A 21,000-nucleotide genomic window follows, 5' to 3' on the forward strand; every position below is an offset into this window, starting at 1 on the left:
CTGACACGATCGAAGGGAAGCACAATATGGCTACCGTTGCATCGCGTGCCGAGCTCGAACGTTTACTGGAAGACGACGTTCCATACGGTGATCTTACCACCGAGGCACTGGGGATCGGCGCAGTTGACGGCGTCATGCGTCTTTCCGCGCGCGCGCCGATGGTGCTCGCGCTCGCCGAGGATGCCGCCAAAATCATCGAGCTGTCTGGCTGCAGCGTCGACCTTTGTGCCGCATCCGGCTCGGCGCTGCAGCAGGGCGCGCCGATCCTTGAAGCGTGCGGTCCGGCCGCGGCGCTGCTCAAGAGCTGGAAGGTGGCGCAGACCTTGATCGAGATCTGGTCAGGCGTGGCCAGCGAGACCCGCGCCATCGTCGACGCGGCAAGGGCGGTCGCACCAAATATTCCGGTTGCCTGTACGCGCAAGAACGTGCCGGGTACCAAGCGCTTTGCTGTGGCGGCCGTGAAGGCCGGCGGGGCCGTGATGCACCGGCTCGGCCTCTCGGAGACGGTGCTGGTCTTTCCCGAGCACCGGGCCTTTCTTGGCCAACAGCCGCTGTTTCAGACGGTTGAGCGGTTGCGCCGGGCGGCGCCAGAGAAGAAGCTCGTGATCGAGGTGAAGACCGCTGATGCCGCACTTGCCGCAGCGGTCGCCGGCTTCGACGTGATCCAGGCCGAGAAGTTTTCGCCGGCCGAGGTCGCTGCGTTAGTCAAGCGCGTAGCCGTGATGGCGTATACGCGCGAACGTCCCATCATCGCCGCCGCCGGCGGAGTCAATGCGGCTAATGCCGCGGCCTACGCAGAGGCTGGGGCCGATATCCTGGTGACTTCATCGCCCTATCTTGCGAAACCGAAGGATGTGCAGGTGCGGATCGCGACTACCGATGACAAGGTGTCCTCTCTTCATGCGCACTGTCAGGTAAATTCAACGCCTGGTGACACAAACCGCCTGCGAGCGTGAGCATACTCTCCTCGTTCAATGGTACTTCAGGCTGGAAGGCCTCGATCTCCTTCCTCTGACGCACTCTCGTTGCGCTATGCTGCATGGGCAAGGACCGCCTTAGCGGGTGCTGCCAATCGTTCGCTATGAGTGTCAAACTATGTTTGCGCTATTGGCTACTTGGTTTCCGGGGCGCGCATTGCAGTCTTAAAACCTCAAGAATACGGCTGAGACCGTTTCTTCTTTGAAGACATTAGCTTGCGTCCAATTGCGAAGCGCGTCCGCGGAGGACCGCTGTCTGGCCCGAATGTTGCCCTTCAGTATGACGGGTTTAGAAAAAGATCATACGGGGGGAGTGCTGATCTTGGCCAATGCGCATCGACGGAGCGAACGGTCTCGGACTGCTTCCTGTGCCGGTCCCGCTGTTCTCTTCGGTGGGCTTATCACCGCCAACATCGTCGCATGGGCCTGGGCTTTCGCGCTGTTCGCCGACCGGCCTGTGGTGATGGCGACCGCGCTGCTCGCCTGGGTGTTCGGCCTGCGCCACGCTGTGGATGCCGATCACATCGCGGCCATCGACAACGTCGTGCGCAGCCTGATGCAGGCGGGCGGTACGCCGCGATCGGCCGGCCTCTATTTCGCGCTCGGCCATTCCAGCGTGGTCGTGGTCGCGACCATGCTCCTCGCGCTCGGCGTGGTGAGCCTTGGCGGTGACGGCCTGCTCAAAGAGATCGGCAGCTTCATAGGCACCTCGGTGTCGGCGCTGTTCCTGCTGGTGATTGCGGCCATTAACCTCGCCATCTTCGCCAGCCTGTGGCGGACCTTTCGCAAGGCGCGCGAGCAGGGCATTCGTGACGCCGCCGGGCTCGACGTATTGCTCGCTCATCGCGGTATCCTGGTGCGCTTGCTCGGCCCCATGTTCCGCCTGGTGACAAAACCCTGGCACATGTATCCGCTCGGCTTCCTGTTCGGGCTCGGTTTCGACACTGCAACTGAGATCGGCCTGCTCAGCATCTCCGCCTCTGAGGCCGCGCGCGGCGCTTCGCTCGCCGACGTCATGGTCTTTCCCGCGCTGTTCGCCGCCGGCATGGCACTGGTCGACACCGCGGACTCGACGCTGATGGTCAGCGCTTATCGCTGGGCCTTCGTCGATCCCATGCGAAAGCTCTGGTACAACCTCACCATTACGGGCGCTTCCGTCGCGGTCGCGCTGTTCATCGGCGGCATTGAGGCACTGGGCTTGATCGGCAACCGGCTCGATCTCTCCGGCGGTGTGTGGACGCTGGTCGACGCCCTCAACGAGTCGCTCGCCAATGTCGGCCTCGCCGTGATCGCGTTGTTCGCGATCGCCTGGCTGCTCTCGATCGTGCTCTACCGCCGCCTAATTGCGGGCAGCTCGGGCCTTGCCGACACGGAAGTCCTGGAATGCGCTGATGCGACCGAGGCGGTCTGAGTCTTGCCGACGCTGCGGTCCGCTGACGGTGCTCTCAGCCCTCTGGCTCCTCGTGGTTGACGGCAACGCCTTCGCACAGAGCGATGGCGGCCTGCGCGAACTGCCGCCGGTCCAGATTTTTGCCGGCCAGACACCGGGTCACAAGCGGCCGCCCGTGTCGCGGCACGCCGGCACATCGACACGGGCCGGTCATCGGATCTTTGTGTATCCGGCAGCAGCGCCGGCGTCGGGCACCCACAGCGTCGCCTCCGGCCCAGAGGGGCCGCCGGGCATGGCCAGCGCGCTCACCGTCTCCGGTGAAGAGCTCAACGCGCGCCCCTTCACACGGCCGGGCGAGGTGCTCGAAGCCGTGCCGGGGCTGATCTTGACCCAGCATTCCGGCGAGGGCAAAGCCAACCAGTATTTTCTGCGCGGCTATAATCTCGACCACGGCACCGATCTCGCAATCTATGTCGACGACGTCCCCGTCAACATGCGCACCCACGCGCACGGCCAGGGCTATGCCGATCTCAACTGGCTGATCCCGGAGACCATCAGCGCGATGGACGTGCGCAAGGGCCCGTACTTCGCCGACGAGAGCGATTTCGCCTCCGTCGGCAGCGTGCGCATCGGCTTGATCGACCGCACCGAGAAGGGCCTTGCACAGGTAACCGCCGGCAGTTTTGGCTATCGCCGCCTGCTCGGCACGGACTCCGCCAAGGTTGGCGACGGGACGCTGCTCGTCGCCGGCGAGATCGGCGCCTACAACGGTCCCTGGGACAATCCGGACAATGTGCGCAAGCTCAACGGTCTCGTGCGTTTTAGCCAGGGCACCGCGACGGATGGCCTGACCGTCACCGGCATGGCCTATGCGAGCAAATGGAATTCCACCGACCAGGTGCCGCAGCGCGCGATAACGAGCAGCTTTCTCGACCGGTTCGGCTCGGAAGACCCGACCGACGGCGGAAACACCAACCGCTTCGCGCTCTCGGGCCGCGTCGCGCAGAGCGACGATCTCGGCTCATGGAAGGCCAATGCCTATGTCGTGAAGAGTCAGCTCGATCTTTTCAACAACTTCACCTATTTCCTCAGCGATCCCGTGCTCGGCGACCAGTTCCACCAGCACGACGACCGCCTGATGGCCGGCGCCAACATCTCCCGCACGCTGAACGGCTCGTTTGCGGGCCTGCCGATGCAGACCACGCTCGGCCTGCAATCGCGCTATGACGCGATTGATCTGGCGCTGACCAACACGGTCCAGCGCAGCTACCTCTCCAGCGTCCGCAGCGACAAGGTCGGCGAAGGCAGCGTCGGCGTCTACGCCGAAAATACCCTGCGCTGGACCGATTGGCTTCGGACCACCGTCGGCTGGCGCGGTGACTATTATGCCGCCAACGTCATCTCGCTGTTCAATTCCAACAACTCCGGCCACGCTGATGTCTCGCTCGGCAGCCCGAAATTCCGGATGGTGCTCGGTCCCATCAACCAGACCGAATTCTTCCTCGGCGCAGGCTACGGCATGCACTCGAACGACGCCCGCGGCGCCACCACGACGGAAGACCCCAGCGATCCCGCCACAAAGCTCTCGCCGTCGCCGCTGCTGGTGCGCACCAGGGGCGCTGAGGTCGGCGTTCGCAGCAGGATCATTCCCGGCCTCGACACCTCGTTCAGCGTCTTCATCCTCGACCAGGATTCCGAGATCCTGTTCTCCGGCGATGCCGGCAACACCGAGGCGACCCGCGCCAGCCGCCGCTATGGCTTCGAGTGGACCAACCATTACCGGCCGCGATCCTGGATCGACATCGACGCCGATCTGGCGATGACCCATGCGCGCTTTCGCGGATATGACAGCGACCAGGCGGAGGTCTACGCCGCGCTCGCCGGCTATCCGGAGGTGCAGATCGGCAACGCGCCCGGCAACTACATTCCGAACGCGCCGCCGATGGTGGCGTCCGCCGGCATCACGCTCGGCGAAAAGACCGGCTGGTTCGGATCATTGCGCTGGCGCTATCTGGCGGCGAGCCCGCTGACGGAAGACAATGCGTTCCGCTCGTCAGCGACCGGCATCTTCAATGGCCGCCTCGGCTACCGCGCTGACAATGGCTGGCGCATCCAGCTCGACGTGCTCAATCTGTTCGACGCAAGAGCGAACCAGATTACCTATGCCTATGGTTCGTTGCTCAAGACCGACGCGCTGTACAATCTCTGCACCGGCGGCGTTGCGCCCGCCGCGGTCTGCCGGAACGGAGTGATGGATTACGTGCTGCATCCGGTCGAGCCGCTGTCGTTCCGCTTGACGGTCGCGGGGACGTTCTAGCTAGTCAGGTCGGGAGTCGCGAAAGGTGCGCTCGCCGGTGATGATGGCGGACAGCATGCTCTGGCGCGACATGATTTCTTCGCGCAGCGCGGCGTAGATGTGCAGGATGACGAACACCACGATGAACCACATGCCGAGATGATGGATGGTGTGGACGTCCTGGCTGTTCGGCAAGATCTTGAACACCCAGCCGAAGAAACGATACCACAGGCTGTCGATGCCAGCGCCCTCGGCATAAAGGGCAAATCCGGTCATGATCATCCCGACCATCGCGAGGATGAACAGGAACATCGCGGTATTGGCGAGTGGGTTATGGCCGACATATTTCTTCGGGTAGCGCACCAGGAAGAGATACCAGCGCAGCTCGTATAGAAAACCCCAGCGCCAGATCCGGTTGTAGAACGGCAGCGCGAAGAGTTGCCGTGCATAAGCGTTGCCGACGATCGCCCAGTAGATGCGATAGAGGAAGGCAACGGCAAGCGCCTGTCCCGACGCGAAATGAATGAAGCGGATATAGCCCATTGTGTACCAGTTGGAAGCCTCTCCCGGCATCGACGGCAGCGGCGAGGCGATCAGATAACCGGTGATCACGAGCATGGTGATGAGCGCGGCATTGAGCCAATGCCAGATCCGCACCGGCGCTTCGTACACATAGATCGATTGGCGGCTCGTTCCCGCGGCGCCGATCGCATCGAGCGTGCCGGGAATCTCGGAAATCCCAGTCATCGATTGCTCCTGCCCAAAAGCGATCCGACGCAGGAACAAACGAATCAGCTCACCCTTTCCGACAATATCGCGCGCGCTCTCTTGCAAAATCCCCGCCGCGAAAAAAATTCGTACAGCGCTTGATGCGCCGCACGATGCGTCGAAATGGAAACATGTTTTATCTCATGCTGGAAATTCGCCTTTCAGGCCTTGCTTGAAACTGCTTGCGGTTTCTTCATCGCAAGCGGCGCGGTCGTTCAATTTGCACGCGGCGCAACGCTGAGCGTCGCCGCGTTGGAGGCTTCGTTCGCTGCGGAGCAACAGTTTTCGATTTACCGATGATTAGGGGAGTGGCCGCATCGTCGCATCATTGCGAGCTTTCCGAGAACGGGTATTGCGAAATGAATCTGAGCTTCGTTGCACGCGTTTTTGCCCGGGATGGGCAGTCGATGTCAGACCTGTTTCACGGCCATGGGCGAATGAACGCCGCCGCCATGAGTCTTCCCAAGAGCGAGCCGGTCTTCGCCAACGTGTCGATCCGGGCAAAGATCATGATCGGCTTTGCGGTCGTGCTGCTGCTGTCGGCCGTCACCATGGCCGGCGCCTGGTTCGGCTATGAGAAGATCCTCGACGGCTTCGGTGTCTACCGGGTTAGCATGTCAGAGTCCGACTACGCGCGCGAGATCGACAGTTCCCTGTCCGCCTATCAGAGCAACGCGCGCTATTTCGCGATGGCTGGCACCAGGGAGGCGGAATCTGCGGCCGAGGAGGCGAGGCGAAGGCTGGAAGGAACCATTACCGCGGCCAAGACCGAGACCTCCACCTTGAGCTGGCAGCAGTCCATCAAGGAGCTGTTCGAGGCCTATCGCGCCTATACCGACGCCTTCAACAAAGTGCTGGCCTTGCGGTCGGAGATCAGCCGGTCGGGTACCGTGATGGAAGATCAGTCGCGTGCGATCAAATCCATCCTTGCGGATGCGAAGGCATCGCCCGGCGATGCTGATGAAATCGGAGGCGCGCTCAACCGCTTTGAGGTCGTTGATCTGCTCGCAACCGCCGAGCTGAAGCGCCATGATGACGCGCTGGCGCAGGCCGCCGCGCAACGCCTCGAGACGATCAAGCGCCTGGTCGATCGCGGCGCGTTGCGCTCGATGGACGCCATCGGCGAGAAGGCGCTTGCCGATCGTCTCGCCTTCTATGGCGAAAGCGTCGCACGCGTCGTGGCGTCCGCGCAGGAAATCGACCGCCTCGTGGAAAGCATGTGGAAGCTGCGCCATGGCCTGTCGGGGGCGGCGAGCTCGCTCAAGCGCGTGGCACTGGCCGAGCAGGCCGAGGCTGAAAAGAAGACGTCGGAGCAGATCGCCAGCGGCCAGTCGGTCGTAGTGGCGCTGGCGCTGGCATCGATCGCCATCGGCCTCGTGCTGTCCTTCGCTGTCGGACGCGGCATTGCGCGTCCCGTGATCGCCATGTGCGCTGCCATGACGGAGCTCGCCCGCGGCAGGCACGAGATCGTGCTGCCGGGCCTCGGCCGCCGCGACGAGGTCGGCAAAATGGCCGGCGCCGTCGAGATGTTCAAGCGCCAGGCGATCGAGCGCACCGAGCGGGAGGCGGCCGAGATCGAGGAGCGCAACAGGTCGGCAGCGGAGCTTCGCCGTTCGGAGCTGACGCGATTTGCCGGCACGTTCGAGACCGCGGTCGGCGACATCGTCAACGACATATCGAGCTCGGCCCGGCAACTGGAAGCCGCCGCCTCGACGCTGTCGCGCAATGCGGAAGCGACCGGCGACTTGACGACAGCGGTGGCTGGCGCTTCCCGGGAAGCGGTCGGCAGCATCCGTTCGGTCGCCGCCGCCGCCGAGGAACTGTCGCTTTCGATCAACGAGATTCGCTCACAGGTGCGCAACTCCAACGACATCTCGGAAAGTGCGGTGCAACAGGCGCGGGACACGGACGTGCGCATTGCCGCATTGTCCGAGGCCTCGCACCGGATCGGCGACGTCGTAAAACTGATCACGGCGGTCGCGGAGCAGACCAATCTGCTGGCGCTCAACGCCACGATCGAAGCGGCGCGTGCAGGCGATGCCGGCCGCGGTTTTGCGGTGGTGGCCTCTGAGGTGAAATCGCTCGCCAGTCAGACGGCGCGCGCCACGGAGGAGATCGGCGCGCACATCCAGGGCATGCAGCAGGCGACGGGTGAATCGATCGCGGCGATCAGGACGATCGCCGGCACGATCGGGGAGATCTCGTCGATATCAGGCTCGATCGCGACCGCCGTCGATCAGCAGACGGCGACGACGCAGGAGATCGCGCGCAGCGCCCAGCATGCGGCCTCCGGTACCGGTCAGGTCTCGACCAATCTCGAACAGGTCAATCGCGAGGCAACCGAGACCGGCGCGGCCGCCTCCGCCGTGCTGCAATCGGCCCGCGGCCCGACCGAGGCCAGCCAGCGCCTGCGCGTCGAGCTCGACGGTTTCATGGCCAATGTTGCCGCAGCCTGAGGTCGGCCTATCCTGCCAACGGGTGATTGCAAGAGCATGGGTGTGTTGTGGTAGTGAATGGCGAGGTTCGCGGTACACCGCGGCCTGAGAGCGCCTACCCAAGGGACCACCGATGAACCGTGACCTCGATCTCGCCGGTTTTGAGCTGCACCCGCAGCGCGGTGCGGTGCTGGGCGAGGTGCATGCCCGCCCGTTCACCCGGCTGACGGCGCCGCTCACCGTGCTGCGCTTTGCCTTTCTCAGCCAGGGCGAGGTTGCCGCCGCCAATCGGCAGAAGTTCGTCGCGTTCTGCACGTCGCACGGGCAGGAGCCGCCGGATGAAGGAACGAAACATCATCAGGTCGCTATCGGCGCGATCCAGCTGCGCTGGGAGCAGCACTCGGAGTTCACCACCTTTACCTGGATCCTCGGCAACGCGGATACGTCCGCTCGGAGTTTCGGCGAGATCGGCGATGGGCCCGCCGCATTGATACGCTCCCTGTCGCAGTCCGGCCAATTGCTGGTCGCGGTCAAGCTCGGGGTCGAGCAAACCTCGGCGGCGCTGGAGCGTGCCCAGGAGGTTTTCGAACGAGGCAGCCTCGCGATGGCGGCGGTCCGCAGCGGATCTGCCGTGGTCGCCTCCGACTTTCGCGCGGACGACCATGGTTTTGTTCGCATCCTCATCTGCAACGACGGCCTGTCGCCGGGCCGCTTGGGCGCTCTGGTGCAGCGCGTGCTGGAGATCGAGACCTATCGCACGCTGGCGCTGCTCGGCTTGCCGGCTGCGCTCGAACTCGCACCATCGGTCGATCACATCGGGCGCCGACTGGTCGAGGTGCTCGAGGAGATGCAGGGTGCGGAGGGCCTCAAGCTCAACAATCACCTTCTGACCGAGTTGACCGCGCTCGCCGCCTCGCTCGAGCGCGGCGCCGCCGGCAGCCTGTTCAGGTTCGGGGCCAGCCGGGCCTATTACGACATCGTGCAGGCTCGACTTGGGGTGATCGAAGGCGGCGAGATCGCAGGCTATCCGACCTGGTCGTCGTTTCTCGCCCGCCGGATGGCGCCGGCTATGCGGACCTGCGCCGCCCTGGAGGAGCGTCAGGCCAATTTGTCGATCAAGCTTGCGCGCGCCGCCGACCTCCTGCGCACCCGCGTCGACGTCGAATTGGAGGAGCAAAATCGTGACCTCTTGCGTTCGATGAACGAGCGCACCAAGCTGCAATTGCGCCTGCAAAGTACGGTCGAGGGCCTGTCGGTGGCAGCGATCGGCTATTACGTCGTCAGCCTGTTCGGGTATCTTGCCAAGGGCGCGCATGACGGCGGCGTACATGTCGAGCCGTCGCTGGCGACCGCGCTGTTCGTGCCGGTCGCTATCGGCGTCACCTGGATTGTCACGCACCGGATTCGCCAGCGGCACTTGAAGCATGACGGCGCGACGTCGGGTGGGCATGATTGAGTTCCCTCAAGCCAGAGCCTTGCTCTTGTGCTACGAGCGACGGATGCTTGCGGGCTAAGGAGGAGCCATGAGCCGATCGGATGGGACGACCAACGTGCTTTGGCTGCAGGGAGCCAGTTGCGGCGGCTGCACCATGTCGATCCTCGAAAGCGGCGCCTCCGGCTGGTTCGACGAATTGAGGCAGTTCGGCATCAACCTGCTGTGGCATCCGTCAGTGAGCGAAGAGACGGGCGAGGAAGCGGTCGAGGTGCTCCAGTCCGTTCTGGACGGCAAGGTGCAGCTGGATCTGCTCTTGCTGGAAGGCTCCGTCGCCCGCGGCCCGAACGACAGCGGCCGCTTCAACATGCTCGCGGGCACCAACCGCTCGGTCTATCGCTGGATGCTCGATCTCGCGCCGCGCGCCGACTACGTGATCGCGGTCGGAAGCTGCGCCGCCTATGGCGGCGTGCCGGCCGCGGGATCGAACCCGACCGATGCCGTGGGGTTGCAGTTCGAAGGTTCCGACAGCGGCGGCGCGCTGGGCGCGGGCTTCCGTTCGCGACTCGGTCTGCCCGTCATCAATGTCGCGGGTTGCGCGCCGCATCCTGGCTGGATGATGGAAACCATCCTGGCACTGACCAGCAAGGATCTTGCCGCGACCGATCTCGACGGTTACGGACGGCCGAAATTCATCGCCAATCATCTTGCCCATCACGGCTGTTCGCGCAACGAGTTCTACGAGTTCAAGGCGAGCGCCGAGACGATGTCGGAGCGCGGCTGCCTGATGGAGCATCTCGGCTGCAAGGCGACGCAGGCGGTCGGCGACTGCAACCAGCGCTCCTGGAACGGCGGCGGCTCCTGCACCAAGGGCGGCTATGCCTGTATCGCCTGCACCTCGCCGGGATTCGAAGGGGCGCAGAACTTCCTGGAGACCGCCAAGCTCGCCGGCATTCCGGTTGGTTTGCCGACTGACATGCCAAAGGCCTGGTTCGTCGCGCTCGCGGCATTGTCGAAGTCGGCGACGCCGCGGCGCGTGCGGCTGAATGCGACCGCCGACCACGTCGTCGTGCCGCCGGGCCGTTCGACGGCCAAGGGCAAGCCATGACGCGGATCACGATCGGCCCGTTCAACCGTGTTGAGGGCGATCTCGAAGTCCGCCTCGACGTCGAGAGCGGCCGCGTCATGCGCGCCGAGGTGACGGCGCCGCTCTACCGTGGTTTTGAGCAGATCCTGGAGGGACGGCCACCGCTCGATGCGCTGGCGCTGGCGCCGCGGATCTGCGGCATCTGCTCGGTCTCGCAATCGGTCGCGGCGGCTGCCGCCCTGCGCGACGCCATGTCGATCGAGGCTGCGCCCAACGGGCTGCTCGCCACCAACATCGCCCATGCGGCGGAGAATGCGGCCGACCATCTGACCCACTTCTATATCTTTTTCATGCCCGACTTTGCCCGCGAGGCCTATGCGGCGCACAGCTGGCACTCGGAGACGCGCGAGCGCTTTGCAGCAACCCGCGGCAGCGCAGCGCGCGATGCCCTGCCGGCGCGGGCGCGGCTGCTCGAGACCATGGGCATCATCGCCGGGAAATGGCCGCATAGCCTCGCGTTCCAGCCAGGAGGCACGACGCGCGCCATCGACCTTGGCGAGCGCGTCCGGCTGCTGTCGATCACGACGGCCTTTCGAAGCTTTCTCGAGCGTGTCGTCTTCGCGGACTCGCTCGAGAATGTGCTGGCGATTGCCTCCGCGGACGAGCTGGATAGCTGGCGCGACGGCCGCGGCGGCGATTTCGCCCATTTCCTGCGGCTTGCGGACAGTCTTGCGTTGACCGGGCTCGGCCGGGGCACGGGCTTGATGATGAGCTACGGCGCCTATCATGGCGTCGACGGCGAGTTGTTTCCACGCGGCCTGTTCGGTCCGCGCGCCACGATCGAACCGCTGCCGCTGACGCAGATCACCGAGGACGTCTCGCACGCCTGGATGCGGGAGTCCTCCGCGGATCCCGCCCATAGCAGCACGGTTCCGGATCCCGACAAGCCGGCGGCCTATAGCTGGTGCAAGGCGCCGCGGCTGTCGGGCCAGCCGATCGAGGTCGGCGCGATCGCGCGCCAGACGGTGGCCGGTCAGGCGCTGATCACGGATCTGGTCGCGCGGCACGGCACCAACGTGCGCAGCCGCGTGATCGCGCGGCTGATCGAGACCGCGCGCATCGCGCTGGCCATGGAGCAGTGGACGCGCGCGCTGCGCTTGTCGGAGCCATTCTGCAACAATGCGCGCGAGATCCCCGACGGAAGCTATGTCGGGCTGGTCGAGGCCGCCCGCGGCAGTCTCGGGCACTGGATGGCGGTAAGCCAGGGTAGGATCGAGCGCTACCAGATCATCGCGCCGACCACCTGGAATTTCTCGCCGCGCGATTCCTTCGACGTCGGCGGCCCGCTGGAGCAGGCGCTGGTCGGCACCGATGTCGGCGACGCCGGCCCACGTGCGGTCGCGATCCAGCACATCGTGCGCTCGTTCGATCCCTGCATGGTGTGCACCGCGCACTGACCGGAAACTTCGTTGCCGGCTGCAAATCGAATTGTTTCCGCTTCTCGTATCTCCAGCATCCTCGTGTACCGCTCCTGCGAGCAATTCAAACACCCAACGTTCTGGAATCTCTCCACTTTTGAATCGCTCCAGGCTGTTGGCCTGCTTCTTGCTGTCCTTGGCGTCATCGAAAAGTCAAAGCGAAGGCGGGAGGATACATGGGCGCGGCGACGGAAACGTTTTACAGCGTGATCAGGCGGCAAGGCATCACGCGTCGGAGCTTTCACAAATTTTGCAGCCTGACGGCGACGAGCCTCGGGCTCGGGCCGCTGGCGGCGAGCCGCATCGCGAACGCGCTCGAGACCAAGCCGCGCGTGCCCGTGATCTGGATGCACGGCCTCGAATGCACCTGCTGCTCCGAGAGCTTCATCCGGTCCGCGCACCCGCTGGTCAAGGATGCCGTGCTGTCGATGATCTCGCTCGACTATGACGACACCATCATGGCGGCCGCGGGTCACCAGGCGGAGGCCATCCTCGAGGAGACCCGCGCCAAGCACAAAGGCCAGTACATCCTCGCGGTGGAAGGCAATCCGCCGCTGAACGAAGGCGGCATGTTCTGCATCGACGGCGGCAAGCCGTTCGTCGAGAAGCTCAAGATGATGGCCGAGGACGCGATGGCGATCATCGCCTGGGGCGCCTGCGCGTCCTGGGGCTGCGTGCAGGCGGCAAAGCCCAATCCGACACAGGCGACCCCGATCGACAAGGTCATCACAAACAAGCCCATCATCAAGGTGCCGGGATGCCCCCCGATCGCCGAAGTGATGACCGGCGTCGTCACCTTCATCACCACCTTCGGCAAATTGCCCGAGCTCGACCGCCAGGGCCGGCCGAAGATGTTCTACTCGCAGCGCATTCACGACAAGTGCTACCGCCGTCCGCATTTCGACGCCGGCCAGTTCGTCGAGGAGTGGGACGACGAGGCCGCCCGCAAGGGCTACTGCCTCTACAAGATGGGCTGCAAGGGCCCGACGACTTACAACGCCTGTTCGACCGTGCGCTGGAATGGCGGCGTGTCCTTCCCGATCCAGTCGGGCCACGGCTGCATCGGCTGCTCCGAGGACGGCTTCTGGGACAAGGGCTCGTTCTACGACCGTCTCACCAACATCAAGCAGTTCGGCATCGAGAAGAACGCCGACCAGATCGGCATGGTGGCGGCGGGCGCCGTCGGCGCCGCGGTGGCCGCGCATGCGGCCGTGACCGCAGTGAAGCGGCTCGCGACCAAGCGCGAAGACGCCGACCACAACAGCTGAGCGAAGAGAAACACTAGGGTAGGAACACCATGGGTATCCAGACTCCCAACGGCTTCAATCTCGACAATTCCGGCAAGCGCATCGTCGTCGATCCGGTGACCCGTATCGAAGGTCACATGCGGGTCGAGGTCAATGTCGACGCCGACAACGTGATCCGCAATGCGGTCTCGACCGGCACGATGTGGCGCGGGATCGAAGTGATCCTGAAGAACCGCGATCCCCGCGACGCCTGGGCGTTCACCGAGCGGATCTGCGGCGTCTGCACCGGCACGCACGCACTGACGTCGGTGCGCGCGGTCGAGAACGCGCTCGGGATCACCATTCCGGAGAACGCCAATTCGATCCGCAACCTGATGCAGCTGGCCTTGCAGGTGCACGACCACGTCGTGCATTTCTATCACCTTCATGCGCTGGATTGGGTCGACGTCGTCTCCGCGCTCTCGGCCGATCCGCGGGCGACCTCGACGCTGGCGCAGTCGATCTCGAACTGGCCGCTGTCGTCGCCCGGCTATTTCAAGGATCTGCAGACAAGGCTGAAGAAGTTCGTCGAGTCCGGGCAGCTCGGTCCGTTCAAGAACGGTTATTGGGGCAGCAAGGCCTACAAGCTGCCGCCCGAGGCCAATCTGATGGCCGTGGCGCATTATCTGGAGGCGCTCGACTTCCAGAAGGAGATCGTCAAGATCCACACCATCTTCGGCGGAAAGAACCCGCATCCGAACTGGCTGGTCGGCGGCGTGCCCTGTCCGATCAACGTCGACGGCACGGGTGCCGTCGGCGCCATCAACATGGAGCGGTTGAACCTGATCTCCTCGATCATCGACCGGCTGATCGAGTTCAACGAAATGGTCTATCTGCCCGACGTGGCGGCGATCGGGTCGTTCTACAAGGACTGGCTCTATGGCGGCGGCCTCTCGGGCCAGAGCGTGCTCGCCTATGGCGACGTGCCCGAACATGCCAACGACTATTCCGCCAAGAGCCTGAAGCTGCCGCGCGGCGCCATCATCAACGGCAATCTGTCCGAGGTGTTTCCGGTCGATCACGCCAACCCCGACGAGATCCAGGAGTTCGTGGTCCACTCCTGGTACAAATACCCCGACGAGACCAAGGGTCTGCATCCCTGGGACGGCGTCACCGAGCCGAACTACGTGCTGGGGCCCAATGCGAAGGGAACCAAGACCGCGATCGAGCAGCTCGACGAGGGCGGCAAGTATTCGTGGATCAAGGCACCTCGCTGGAAGGGCCACGCCATGGAGGTTGGCCCGCTGGCGCGCTGGGTGGTCGGCTACGCGCAGAACAAATCCGAGTTCAAGGATCCCGTCGACAAGTTCCTGAGGGATTTGAACCTGCCGACGTCGGCGCTGTTCTCGACGCTCGGCCGCACCGCCGCGCGCGCGCTCGAATCCGTCTGGGCCGGACGGCAGATGCGCTACTTCCAGGACAAGCTCGTCGCCAACATCAAGGCCGGCGACAGCTCGACCGCCAATGTCGACAAGTGGAAGCCGGAGAGCTGGCCGAAGGAGGCCAAGGGCGTCGGCTTCACCGAGGCGCCGCGCGGCGCGCTCGCGCACTGGATCAAGATCAAGGACACCAAGATCGACAACTACCAGTGCGTCGTGCCGACCACCTGGAACGGCTCGCCGCGCGATCCCAAGGGCAACATCGGCGCCTTCGAGGCGTCGCTGATGAACACGCCGATGGTCAATCCCGAGCAGCCGCTCGAGATTCTGCGCACGATCCATTCCTTCGATCCGTGCCTGGCCTGTTCGACGCACGTCATGAGCCCGGATGGCCAGGAGCTCGCCAAGGTCAAGGTCAGGTAGGAGGTCGCCATGATGGATGCAGTTGCTCCCGCCTCCGACGCCGGGCCCGACCTCGCGGCGATCGCCGCCGACGCTTCCGGAGAACGTGCGGTGGGGCGTCCCACCGTCTATGTCTACGAAGCGCCGGTGCGGATCTGCCACTGGGTGAACGCGTTCTCGATCATTGTGCTGATGGTGACCGGCTATCTGATCGGAACGCCGCTGCCGACGGTCGCGGGCGAGGCGTCCGACAACTTCGTGATGGGCTACATTCGCTTCGCCCATTTCGCAGCGGGACAGGTGCTCGCGGTGTTCTTCCTCACGCGTATCCTGTGGGCCTTCGTCGGCAACCATCACTCCCGGCAGATCTTCTACATCCCGGTTCACCGCAAGCAGTTCTGGAAGGAAGTGCTGCACGAGATCCGCTGGTACGCGTTCCTGGAACGCGAGCCGAAGATGTATGTCGGGCACAACCCGCTGGCGCAAACCGCGATGTTCACGGGCTTCACCCTGTTCGTGGCCTTCATGATCGTCACCGGCTTTGCGCTCTATTCGGAAGGTCAGGGCATCGACAGCTGGCAGCACAAGCTGTTCGGCTGGGTGTTTGCGATCTGGCCGAACAGCCAGGACGTCCACACCTGGCACCATCTCGGCATGTGGGCGCTGGTCGTGTTCGTGATGGTGCACATCTACGCCGCGGTCCGTGAAGACATCATGTCGCGCCAGAGCATCATCTCCTCGATGATCTCGGGCGAGCGGCAATTCCGCGACTGAAACGGGAAGACTGACGATGCCGACATCCTCGCAAGACAATCGCATCCTGGTGCTCGGCATCGGCAACATCCTGTGGGCCGACGAAGGCTTTGGCGTGCGCGCGGTGGAGGAGTTCCACCGCCGCTACGCCGTGCCTGACAACGTCACCATCCTCGACGGCGGCACGCAGGGGCTGTACCTCGTGAACTATCTGGAGGAGGCCGACCGCCTTATCGTGTTCGACGCCATCGACTATGGGCTCGAGCCCGGCCGGTTGAAGCTCGTGCGCGACGACGAGGTGCCTCGCTTCACCGGCGCCAAGAAGATGAGCCTGCACCAGACCGGCTTCCAGGAGGTCATCAGCGCCGCCGACCTGCTCGGCCGGTGCCCGAAGCATCTCGTGCTGATCGGCTGCCAGCCGCTCGATCTCGAAGACTGGGGCGGGCCGCTGACGCCGCCGGTGCGCGACCAGATCGCGCCCTCGATCGATCTCGCCTGCCAGGTCTTGGCCGAGTGGGGCGTCACGGTGAGCCGCCGCAGCGCGCCATTGGCGGAGTCCGAGCGGCTGCTCGCCAATGACATCGATCACGCCAATTACGAGATGCGGCCGGCCTGAGAGGCGCGATCTCCGGAGAAAGCACGATGTGCCTCGGCCTGCCGATGACGATTGTCGAGACGGATGGCGTCTCGGCGCTGTGCGCATTTCGCGGCGAACAGCGCCGCGTCTCCATGCTGCTGCTCTCCAACCCGCCGGTCGGCACCCACGTGCTGGTCTATATCGACACCGCGATCCGGCTTCTCGATGATGAAGAGGCGCGCCTGATTGGCGCCGCGATCGACGGTCTTGGTGCTGCGCTCGACGGTGAGGATTGCGACCGCTTCTTCGCCGACCTGATCGACCGCGAGCCGCAACTGCCAGCGCACCTGCGGTCCGAATAAGCCAACGTCCAGGAATCAAGTGGGATCACCGCCTCCGCGGCCGGACCGGCGTGCGGGCGCCACAAGCTACCTGGAATGCGTCTTTCTATCTGCAAAGATAGCTTTCACTGAATGTGGAATGTATCTTATCATCGGGGGCCTGCATCATCGGCGCGCAATAAAATATCTGATGTAAGTCAATGAGATAAATCCGGAAAGTCGCTAACATATCCTGGCACATGCCTTGCTAACCCCTATCCCGAGCAATTCATAAGCTTGTCAGGGGAGGTCCAATGGAATTCCAGGTGGGGAAGCATGATCTGACGCGGCACGGCCTGAATGAGGTCGATGCCGCGACGGTTGAACATTTTCTTGGCGCAGCAGACGAGGCTGGTGCGATCGCCGTGCTGCTGTCGGCGGGCGATCCCAACCGCTTTCCGGAGGCGACCGACGTCGCTGTGGTGCTGCCGGAGCTGATCGCCGCATTCGGTGGCCGGCTGCGCGGTGCGGTCATCGCGCGCGGCGACGAGAGCGCGCTCGGCCAGCGTTTTGGCGTCCGCGTGCAGCCGACGCTGATCTTCGTCGCCAAGGGCGAGACACTGGGGCTGATCGCCAAGATCCAGGACTGGTCAGTCTATGTCGACCGCATCACCAAGCTGATCGACCGGCCGCGCGGGCAAAGCGCCGCGGTGGCCGTCACCATCGTGCCCCAGCACCGCACACAAGGTGTCGAGTTATGAAAGTCGGATTCTGGGATGCGCCCGAAGGCGCCGAGCAACCGGTCAGCGTGTTTCCGATCGGCGAAGAGAGTCTCAATGCATCGAAAGGAAGCCTCACGGCGGCCGGTGCGCTCGCCAAGCTTGCAACGCTCGACAGCGCGGAGCTTGCCAGGAGCTGCCCAAACGCGGTCGCGCTGCTCTCGCGGATCGCAGATGCGATCGCGGGCCAGAAAGCCGATGCGCCGTCGCAATTGTTCCGGCTCGCCAATCTCAACGATCTCGAGAGCAAGCTCATTGCCGACGTGCTCGGCGAAGGCGAGGTCGCCGGCGTCGTCGCGCTGCCGGATGGATCGCTGGCGCAGATCCAGGAATCGGTGCTGGCAGGGATCTGGCGCGTGCGGCTCGAGACCGACGCCAACCACGAATACCTCGAGATCGGCGCCGTCCCGGAGATCGTCAAGCGCGCGGCCGCCGACCTGACATCCGCCGATTTCGAGATCGGACAGGTGCCTGAGGGTGCCATGAACGTGCTGCCGGTGCTCGCCGAGATCCGCGAGCGGGCGCTCGCGTGGCGGCCCGGCATCCGCTCGCAGATCATCAATTTCACGCTGTTGCCGATGAGTCCGGTCGACATGAGCTTTTTGCAGGACACGATCCGGAACGGACCGATTCAACTGGTGTCGCGCGGCTACGGCACCTGCCGCGTGCTGTCCACCGGCATCCGCAATGTCTGGTCCGTGCAGTTCTTCAACGCCATGGACACCATCATTCTCGATACGCTCGAAGTCGGCGGCGTGCCGACCGTTGCGCTGGCCGCGGACGAGGATTTCGAGGATTCCGCCGAGCGGCTCAAGGAAATCATCGAGGCCTATTTCAAATGAGCGCCTTCGAGAATTTTGGCGTGCGCCAGGACGTCACCGACGTCACGCGGCTGGAATGCGGCATCTGCTGGACCGTCTATGATCCGGCTGACGGTGACGATGTGGCGCAGATCGCGCCCGGCACGCCGTTCGCGGCGTTGCCGGAGGAGTGGCACTGCCCGAATTGCGACGCCCCGAAGTCCAAGTTCATGGCGATCGAATCATGACCGGGAGCGCGCCAAATCCGGACGCCGACGCCGTAGCATGGGGCGATCTCCTGGCCGGAAGCTATCGGGAGATCGGCGAGCGCGCCATGCGCGATCTGCCGATCTACAACGATGCGCTCGGCGTCGAAGCGGTCGGCTTCCGCGCCTTCAACGGCACGATCGTCGGCATCATGGTCACGCCCTGGTTCATGAACGTGGTGCTGCCGGCGAGCGCGGTGGCACAGGCCACCTCGGGCGCGACTGCGCGTATTCGTTTTCCCGCGGGCGATATCGAGTTCACCATCAGCGAGGTCGGGCAAATCGGCCGGATCGCGAGCTGCTCGCTGTTCTCGCCGATGTTCCAGTTCGCCGACATGGACGCCGCGCGGGCGACGGCTGAAGCCGCGCTTGCCGAGCTGATGCTGCCGGCCGACAGCGAGGAGGCGGTTCGCCGCCGCGAGCCCGCGACAACCCCGATCGATCGGCGTAACTTCCTGCGGGGTACCCTGACGGAGCGGCGCGGATGAGCCTCTCGTTCCGCAACGAGATCGACATTACGGTGTGGCTCTCCGGCGCCACGATCGCCGACGTCGCGATCCAGCCGCGCAGCCGGCCGCCGCTGACGCGCCTGTTTGCGGGAAAGCCGGCGGCCTCGCTGCTCCCGGTGCTGCCGCGGCTGTTCTCGCTCTGCTCGGTTGCCCATCAGGTCGCATTCCTGTCGGCAGTGGAAGCTGCGCAAGGGCAGGAGGCGGCGCCCGCGACGGTGCGGCATCGCCTCACCGTGGTCGTCGCCGAACGGCTGACCGAATTGCTGCGCGGCCTCTTCGTCGGACGGCGCGCGCTCGACGGCACAAGCGCTGCGGCGGTGCGCGCCGTGATGCAGGCGAGTGCGCTCCTCGGCGGTCCGAGCGAGGCCGTGCCGCAGGCCCTGCGTCGCGATGCGGTCGCGCAGATCAGGACCGCGGTCGGCACGCTGGGGATCTCCGAAGACCATGCGCTTGCGTCGGGCAGCGCGCTCGCAGCTTCCGTCGAGGGATGTGATGGCAGGCTGGTGTCGCGGCCGCTGGCCGAGCCGTCGTTCCTGACCGCGGCTAACGATCTCGATATCGTCGCGCGTCTGCTGGCGGACGGGGCGGCCTATTCCGATGCGCCGGACCTCTGCGGCCAGATTCCGGAAACCGGCGTCTGGGCACGCAGGGCGCACCGCGAAGAGATTTCATCGACGGCGGCGGGCCCCGCCGCGCGCCTGAGGGCGCGCATTGCCGAGGTCGCGCAGCTCTGCACCTGGCTCGATCACGGCGACGCGGATCTCGAACGCGGTATCGTGGCGAGCTATCGGCTCGGCGCCGGCAAGGGCGCGGCCGCGGTCGAATGCGCGCGCGGCCGGCTCTATCACGCCGTCGTACTCGACGACGAGGATCGCATCGTCAACTTCGAATTCCTGGCGCCGACCGAGTGGAACTTTCACGCCCGCGGTCCACTGGTCCAAAGCCTCAAGGGCGCGACGCTCGCCGCCGGCCGACCGGGCCAGGATGCGGTTCGCGCGCTGGTCGGCTCCTTCGATCCCTGCGTCGGCTTCAGCGTGGATTTTCGCGAGGCCGGCCATGCATGAGATGGCGCTGTGCGAAGGCATCATCGGCATCGTCGAGGAGGAAGCGCGCAAGCGCGTCTTTGCAAAGGTGAACGTTGTCTGTCTCGAGATCGGTGCGCTCAGCCATGTCGCGCCGGAGGCCCTGAAATTCTGCTTCGAGGCCGTCGCCGCGCGGACCATCGCGCAAGGCGCCAAACTCGAGATCGTCGAGACGCCGGGCACGGCGTGGTGCATGGCCTGTTCCAAGAGCGTCGAGATCAAGCAGCGATACGAACCGTGTCCGTCCTGCGGCGGCTATCAATTGCAGGTGACGGGCGGCGAAGAGATGCGCGTGAGGGAATTGGAGGTCGACTGATGTGTACGGTCTGCGGCTGCAGCGACGGCAAGGCGTCCATCGAACATGCCCATGATCATCATCATGATCACGGGCATGACCACGATCATGGTCACGACGGGCATCATCACCACCACCACGGTCATGACCATGACCACCATCATCACCACGATCACGCCCACGGCGACACCGGGCTGCTCGACTGCGGCGCCAATCCGGCCGGCCAGAAGATCGCCGGCATGAGCAGCGACCGCATCATCCAGGTCGAGCGCGACATCCTCGGCAAGAACGACAGGCTCGCCGCCGACAATCGCGCCCGCTTCCGCGCCGACGAGGTGCTTGCCTTCAACCTTGTCTCGAGCCCCGGCGCCGGCAAGACCTCGCTCTTGGTCCGTGCCGTCTCCGAGCTGAAGGACAGTTTTGCGATCGGCGTGATCGAAGGCGACCAGCAGACCTCCAACGATGCCGAGCGCATTCGCGCGACCGGCGTGCCGGCGATCCAGGTCAACACCGGCAAGGGCTGCCATCTCGATGCCGCCATGGTCGGCGAGGCCTATGACCGGCTGCCCTGGCTGAACGGCGGGCTGCTTTTCATCGAGAATGTCGGCAACCTCGTTTGCCCGGCAGCGTTCGATCTTGGCGAAGCCTGCAAGATCGTGGTGTTCTCGACCACCGAGGGCGAGGACAAG

At 64.6% G+C, this 21,000-nt stretch carries 21 protein-coding genes; 20 read left to right on the plus strand and 1 reads right to left on the minus strand.

Annotation, left to right across the window (positions count from 1 at the left end; all coding sequences use genetic code 11):
- Positions 1-26 precede the first annotated feature (26 nt).
- The 3 genes from modD to WN73_RS16870 all read left to right on the plus strand — a co-directional run bounded on the left by modD (position 27) and on the right by WN73_RS16870 (position 4,684).
- Entirely contained in the window at positions 27-956 is a 930-nt protein-coding gene (modD, locus tag WN73_RS16860) for a ModD protein (protein ID WP_271553867.1), read from the plus strand.
- A 286-nt stretch (positions 957-1,242) separates the two neighbouring features.
- Positions 1,243-2,388, plus strand: a complete 1,146-nt coding sequence (locus WN73_RS16865; RefSeq protein ID WP_271553868.1) for a HoxN/HupN/NixA family nickel/cobalt transporter — start codon at positions 1,243-1,245, stop codon at positions 2,386-2,388.
- Positions 2,369-4,684 carry a TonB-dependent receptor gene (locus WN73_RS16870; RefSeq protein ID WP_271553870.1) on the plus strand — a complete coding sequence of 772 codons (2,316 nt, stop codon included), beginning with the start codon at positions 2,369-2,371 and terminating at the stop codon, positions 4,682-4,684. The genes WN73_RS16865 and WN73_RS16870 overlap by 20 nt, the downstream gene beginning before the upstream one ends.
- Here the strand turns inward: WN73_RS16870 and cybH (WN73_RS16875) are convergent, their stop codons facing one another.
- Positions 4,685-5,410, minus strand: a complete 726-nt coding sequence (cybH, locus tag WN73_RS16875) for a Ni/Fe-hydrogenase, b-type cytochrome subunit (protein WP_271553872.1) — start codon at positions 5,408-5,410, stop codon at positions 4,685-4,687. It lies immediately after the preceding gene.
- Between the two features lie 428 nt (positions 5,411-5,838).
- On the opposite strand from cybH (WN73_RS16875), the gene WN73_RS16880 reads away from it, so the two are divergent.
- The 17 genes from WN73_RS16880 to hypB form a co-directional block, all read left to right on the plus strand.
- Entirely contained in the window at positions 5,839-7,887 is a 2,049-nt protein-coding gene (locus WN73_RS16880; protein WP_271553873.1) for a methyl-accepting chemotaxis protein, read from the plus strand.
- Positions 7,888-7,999: 112 nt separating this feature from the next.
- Complete coding sequence (locus WN73_RS16885) at positions 8,000-9,322, plus strand: DUF3422 domain-containing protein (protein ID WP_011089683.1); 1,323 nt, start codon at positions 8,000-8,002, stop codon at positions 9,320-9,322.
- Positions 9,323-9,389: 67 nt separating this feature from the next.
- The gene (locus WN73_RS16890; protein WP_271553875.1) at positions 9,390-10,406 is read left to right on the plus strand and encodes a HupU protein; all 1,017 of its coding nucleotides are present in this window, start codon (positions 9,390-9,392) and stop codon (positions 10,404-10,406) included.
- Positions 10,403-11,842 carry a nickel-dependent hydrogenase large subunit gene (locus WN73_RS16895; RefSeq protein ID WP_271553877.1) on the plus strand — a complete coding sequence of 480 codons (1,440 nt, stop codon included), beginning with the start codon at positions 10,403-10,405 and terminating at the stop codon, positions 11,840-11,842. The genes WN73_RS16890 and WN73_RS16895 overlap by 4 nt, the downstream gene beginning before the upstream one ends.
- A 197-nt stretch (positions 11,843-12,039) precedes the next feature.
- Entirely contained in the window at positions 12,040-13,131 is a 1,092-nt protein-coding gene (locus WN73_RS16900; protein ID WP_011089680.1) for a hydrogenase small subunit, read from the plus strand.
- A gap of 29 nt (positions 13,132-13,160) precedes the next feature.
- A complete protein-coding gene (locus WN73_RS16905) occupies positions 13,161-14,951 on the plus strand; it encodes a nickel-dependent hydrogenase large subunit (protein WP_011089679.1) in 1,791 nt (596 codons plus the stop codon).
- A 9-nt stretch (positions 14,952-14,960) separates the two neighbouring features.
- The gene (gene cybH / locus WN73_RS16910) at positions 14,961-15,704 is read left to right on the plus strand and encodes a Ni/Fe-hydrogenase, b-type cytochrome subunit (RefSeq protein WP_011089678.1); all 744 of its coding nucleotides are present in this window, start codon (positions 14,961-14,963) and stop codon (positions 15,702-15,704) included.
- A gap of 16 nt (positions 15,705-15,720) precedes the next feature.
- Complete coding sequence (locus WN73_RS16915; RefSeq protein ID WP_011089677.1) at positions 15,721-16,299, plus strand: HyaD/HybD family hydrogenase maturation endopeptidase; 579 nt, start codon at positions 15,721-15,723, stop codon at positions 16,297-16,299.
- Between the two features lie 26 nt (positions 16,300-16,325).
- Positions 16,326-16,622 carry a HypC/HybG/HupF family hydrogenase formation chaperone gene (locus WN73_RS16920; RefSeq protein WP_271553882.1) on the plus strand — a complete coding sequence of 99 codons (297 nt, stop codon included), beginning with the start codon at positions 16,326-16,328 and terminating at the stop codon, positions 16,620-16,622.
- 272 nt (positions 16,623-16,894) lie between these two features.
- Positions 16,895-17,341, plus strand: coding sequence for a hydrogenase accessory protein (locus WN73_RS16925; RefSeq protein WP_271553883.1), 447 nt, complete (start codon positions 16,895-16,897; stop codon positions 17,339-17,341).
- On the plus strand, positions 17,338-18,201 hold the full coding sequence (locus WN73_RS16930; RefSeq protein ID WP_011089674.1) for a hydrogenase expression/formation protein: 864 nt from the start codon (positions 17,338-17,340) through the stop codon (positions 18,199-18,201). Before WN73_RS16925 ends, WN73_RS16930 begins: the two co-directional genes overlap by 4 nt.
- Positions 18,198-18,407: a rubredoxin gene (locus WN73_RS16935; RefSeq protein WP_011089673.1), complete on the plus strand. Its 210-nt coding sequence runs from the start codon at positions 18,198-18,200 to the stop codon at positions 18,405-18,407. Before WN73_RS16930 ends, WN73_RS16935 begins: the two co-directional genes overlap by 4 nt.
- Positions 18,404-18,913, plus strand: a complete 510-nt coding sequence (gene hybE, locus WN73_RS16940) for a [NiFe]-hydrogenase assembly chaperone HybE (protein WP_011089672.1) — start codon at positions 18,404-18,406, stop codon at positions 18,911-18,913. Before WN73_RS16935 ends, hybE begins: the two co-directional genes overlap by 4 nt.
- Positions 18,910-19,998: a nickel-dependent hydrogenase large subunit gene (locus WN73_RS16945; RefSeq protein WP_271553886.1), complete on the plus strand. Its 1,089-nt coding sequence runs from the start codon at positions 18,910-18,912 to the stop codon at positions 19,996-19,998. Before hybE ends, WN73_RS16945 begins: the two co-directional genes overlap by 4 nt.
- Positions 19,991-20,332, plus strand: a complete 342-nt coding sequence (hypA, locus tag WN73_RS16950) for a hydrogenase maturation nickel metallochaperone HypA (RefSeq protein WP_028174200.1) — start codon at positions 19,991-19,993, stop codon at positions 20,330-20,332. Before WN73_RS16945 ends, hypA begins: the two co-directional genes overlap by 8 nt.
- Positions 20,333-20,377: 45 nt before the next feature.
- Complete coding sequence (locus WN73_RS16955) at positions 20,378-20,554, plus strand: hypothetical protein (protein WP_271553888.1); 177 nt, start codon at positions 20,378-20,380, stop codon at positions 20,552-20,554.
- The coding region (hypB, locus tag WN73_RS16960) for a hydrogenase nickel incorporation protein HypB (RefSeq protein WP_271553889.1) at positions 20,551-21,000 on the plus strand (450 nt) is incomplete at its 3' end. The genes WN73_RS16955 and hypB, both read left to right, overlap by 4 nt.

The sequence above is a fragment of the Bradyrhizobium sp. CCBAU 45394 genome (assembly GCF_028128655.1).
In the GTDB taxonomy this organism is placed as follows: Bacteria; Pseudomonadota; Alphaproteobacteria; order Rhizobiales; family Xanthobacteraceae; genus Bradyrhizobium; species Bradyrhizobium diazoefficiens.

Coding starts and splice junctions, on each gene's coding strand:
- modD (WP_271553867.1), top strand. CDS start 27: ATGGCTACCGTTGCATCGCGTGCCGAGCTCGAACGTTTACTGGAAGAC.
- WN73_RS16865 (WP_271553868.1), top strand. CDS start 1,243: ATGTTGCCCTTCAGTATGACGGGTTTAGAAAAAGATCATACGGGGGGA.
- WN73_RS16870 (WP_271553870.1), top strand. CDS start 2,369: ATGCGACCGAGGCGGTCTGAGTCTTGCCGACGCTGCGGTCCGCTGACG.
- cybH (WP_271553872.1), bottom strand. CDS start 5,410: ATGACTGGGATTTCCGAGATTCCCGGCACGCTCGATGCGATCGGCGCC.
- WN73_RS16880 (WP_271553873.1), top strand. CDS start 5,839: ATGTCAGACCTGTTTCACGGCCATGGGCGAATGAACGCCGCCGCCATG.
- WN73_RS16885 (WP_011089683.1), top strand. CDS start 8,000: ATGAACCGTGACCTCGATCTCGCCGGTTTTGAGCTGCACCCGCAGCGC.
- WN73_RS16890 (WP_271553875.1), top strand. CDS start 9,390: ATGAGCCGATCGGATGGGACGACCAACGTGCTTTGGCTGCAGGGAGCC.
- WN73_RS16895 (WP_271553877.1), top strand. CDS start 10,403: ATGACGCGGATCACGATCGGCCCGTTCAACCGTGTTGAGGGCGATCTC.
- WN73_RS16900 (WP_011089680.1), top strand. CDS start 12,040: ATGGGCGCGGCGACGGAAACGTTTTACAGCGTGATCAGGCGGCAAGGC.
- WN73_RS16905 (WP_011089679.1), top strand. CDS start 13,161: ATGGGTATCCAGACTCCCAACGGCTTCAATCTCGACAATTCCGGCAAG.
- cybH (WP_011089678.1), top strand. CDS start 14,961: ATGATGGATGCAGTTGCTCCCGCCTCCGACGCCGGGCCCGACCTCGCG.
- WN73_RS16915 (WP_011089677.1), top strand. CDS start 15,721: ATGCCGACATCCTCGCAAGACAATCGCATCCTGGTGCTCGGCATCGGC.
- WN73_RS16920 (WP_271553882.1), top strand. CDS start 16,326: ATGTGCCTCGGCCTGCCGATGACGATTGTCGAGACGGATGGCGTCTCG.
- WN73_RS16925 (WP_271553883.1), top strand. CDS start 16,895: ATGGAATTCCAGGTGGGGAAGCATGATCTGACGCGGCACGGCCTGAAT.
- WN73_RS16930 (WP_011089674.1), top strand. CDS start 17,338: ATGAAAGTCGGATTCTGGGATGCGCCCGAAGGCGCCGAGCAACCGGTC.
- WN73_RS16935 (WP_011089673.1), top strand. CDS start 18,198: ATGAGCGCCTTCGAGAATTTTGGCGTGCGCCAGGACGTCACCGACGTC.
- hybE (WP_011089672.1), top strand. CDS start 18,404: ATGACCGGGAGCGCGCCAAATCCGGACGCCGACGCCGTAGCATGGGGC.
- WN73_RS16945 (WP_271553886.1), top strand. CDS start 18,910: ATGAGCCTCTCGTTCCGCAACGAGATCGACATTACGGTGTGGCTCTCC.
- hypA (WP_028174200.1), top strand. CDS start 19,991: ATGCATGAGATGGCGCTGTGCGAAGGCATCATCGGCATCGTCGAGGAG.
- WN73_RS16955 (WP_271553888.1), top strand. CDS start 20,378: ATGCCCATGATCATCATCATGATCACGGGCATGACCACGATCATGGTC.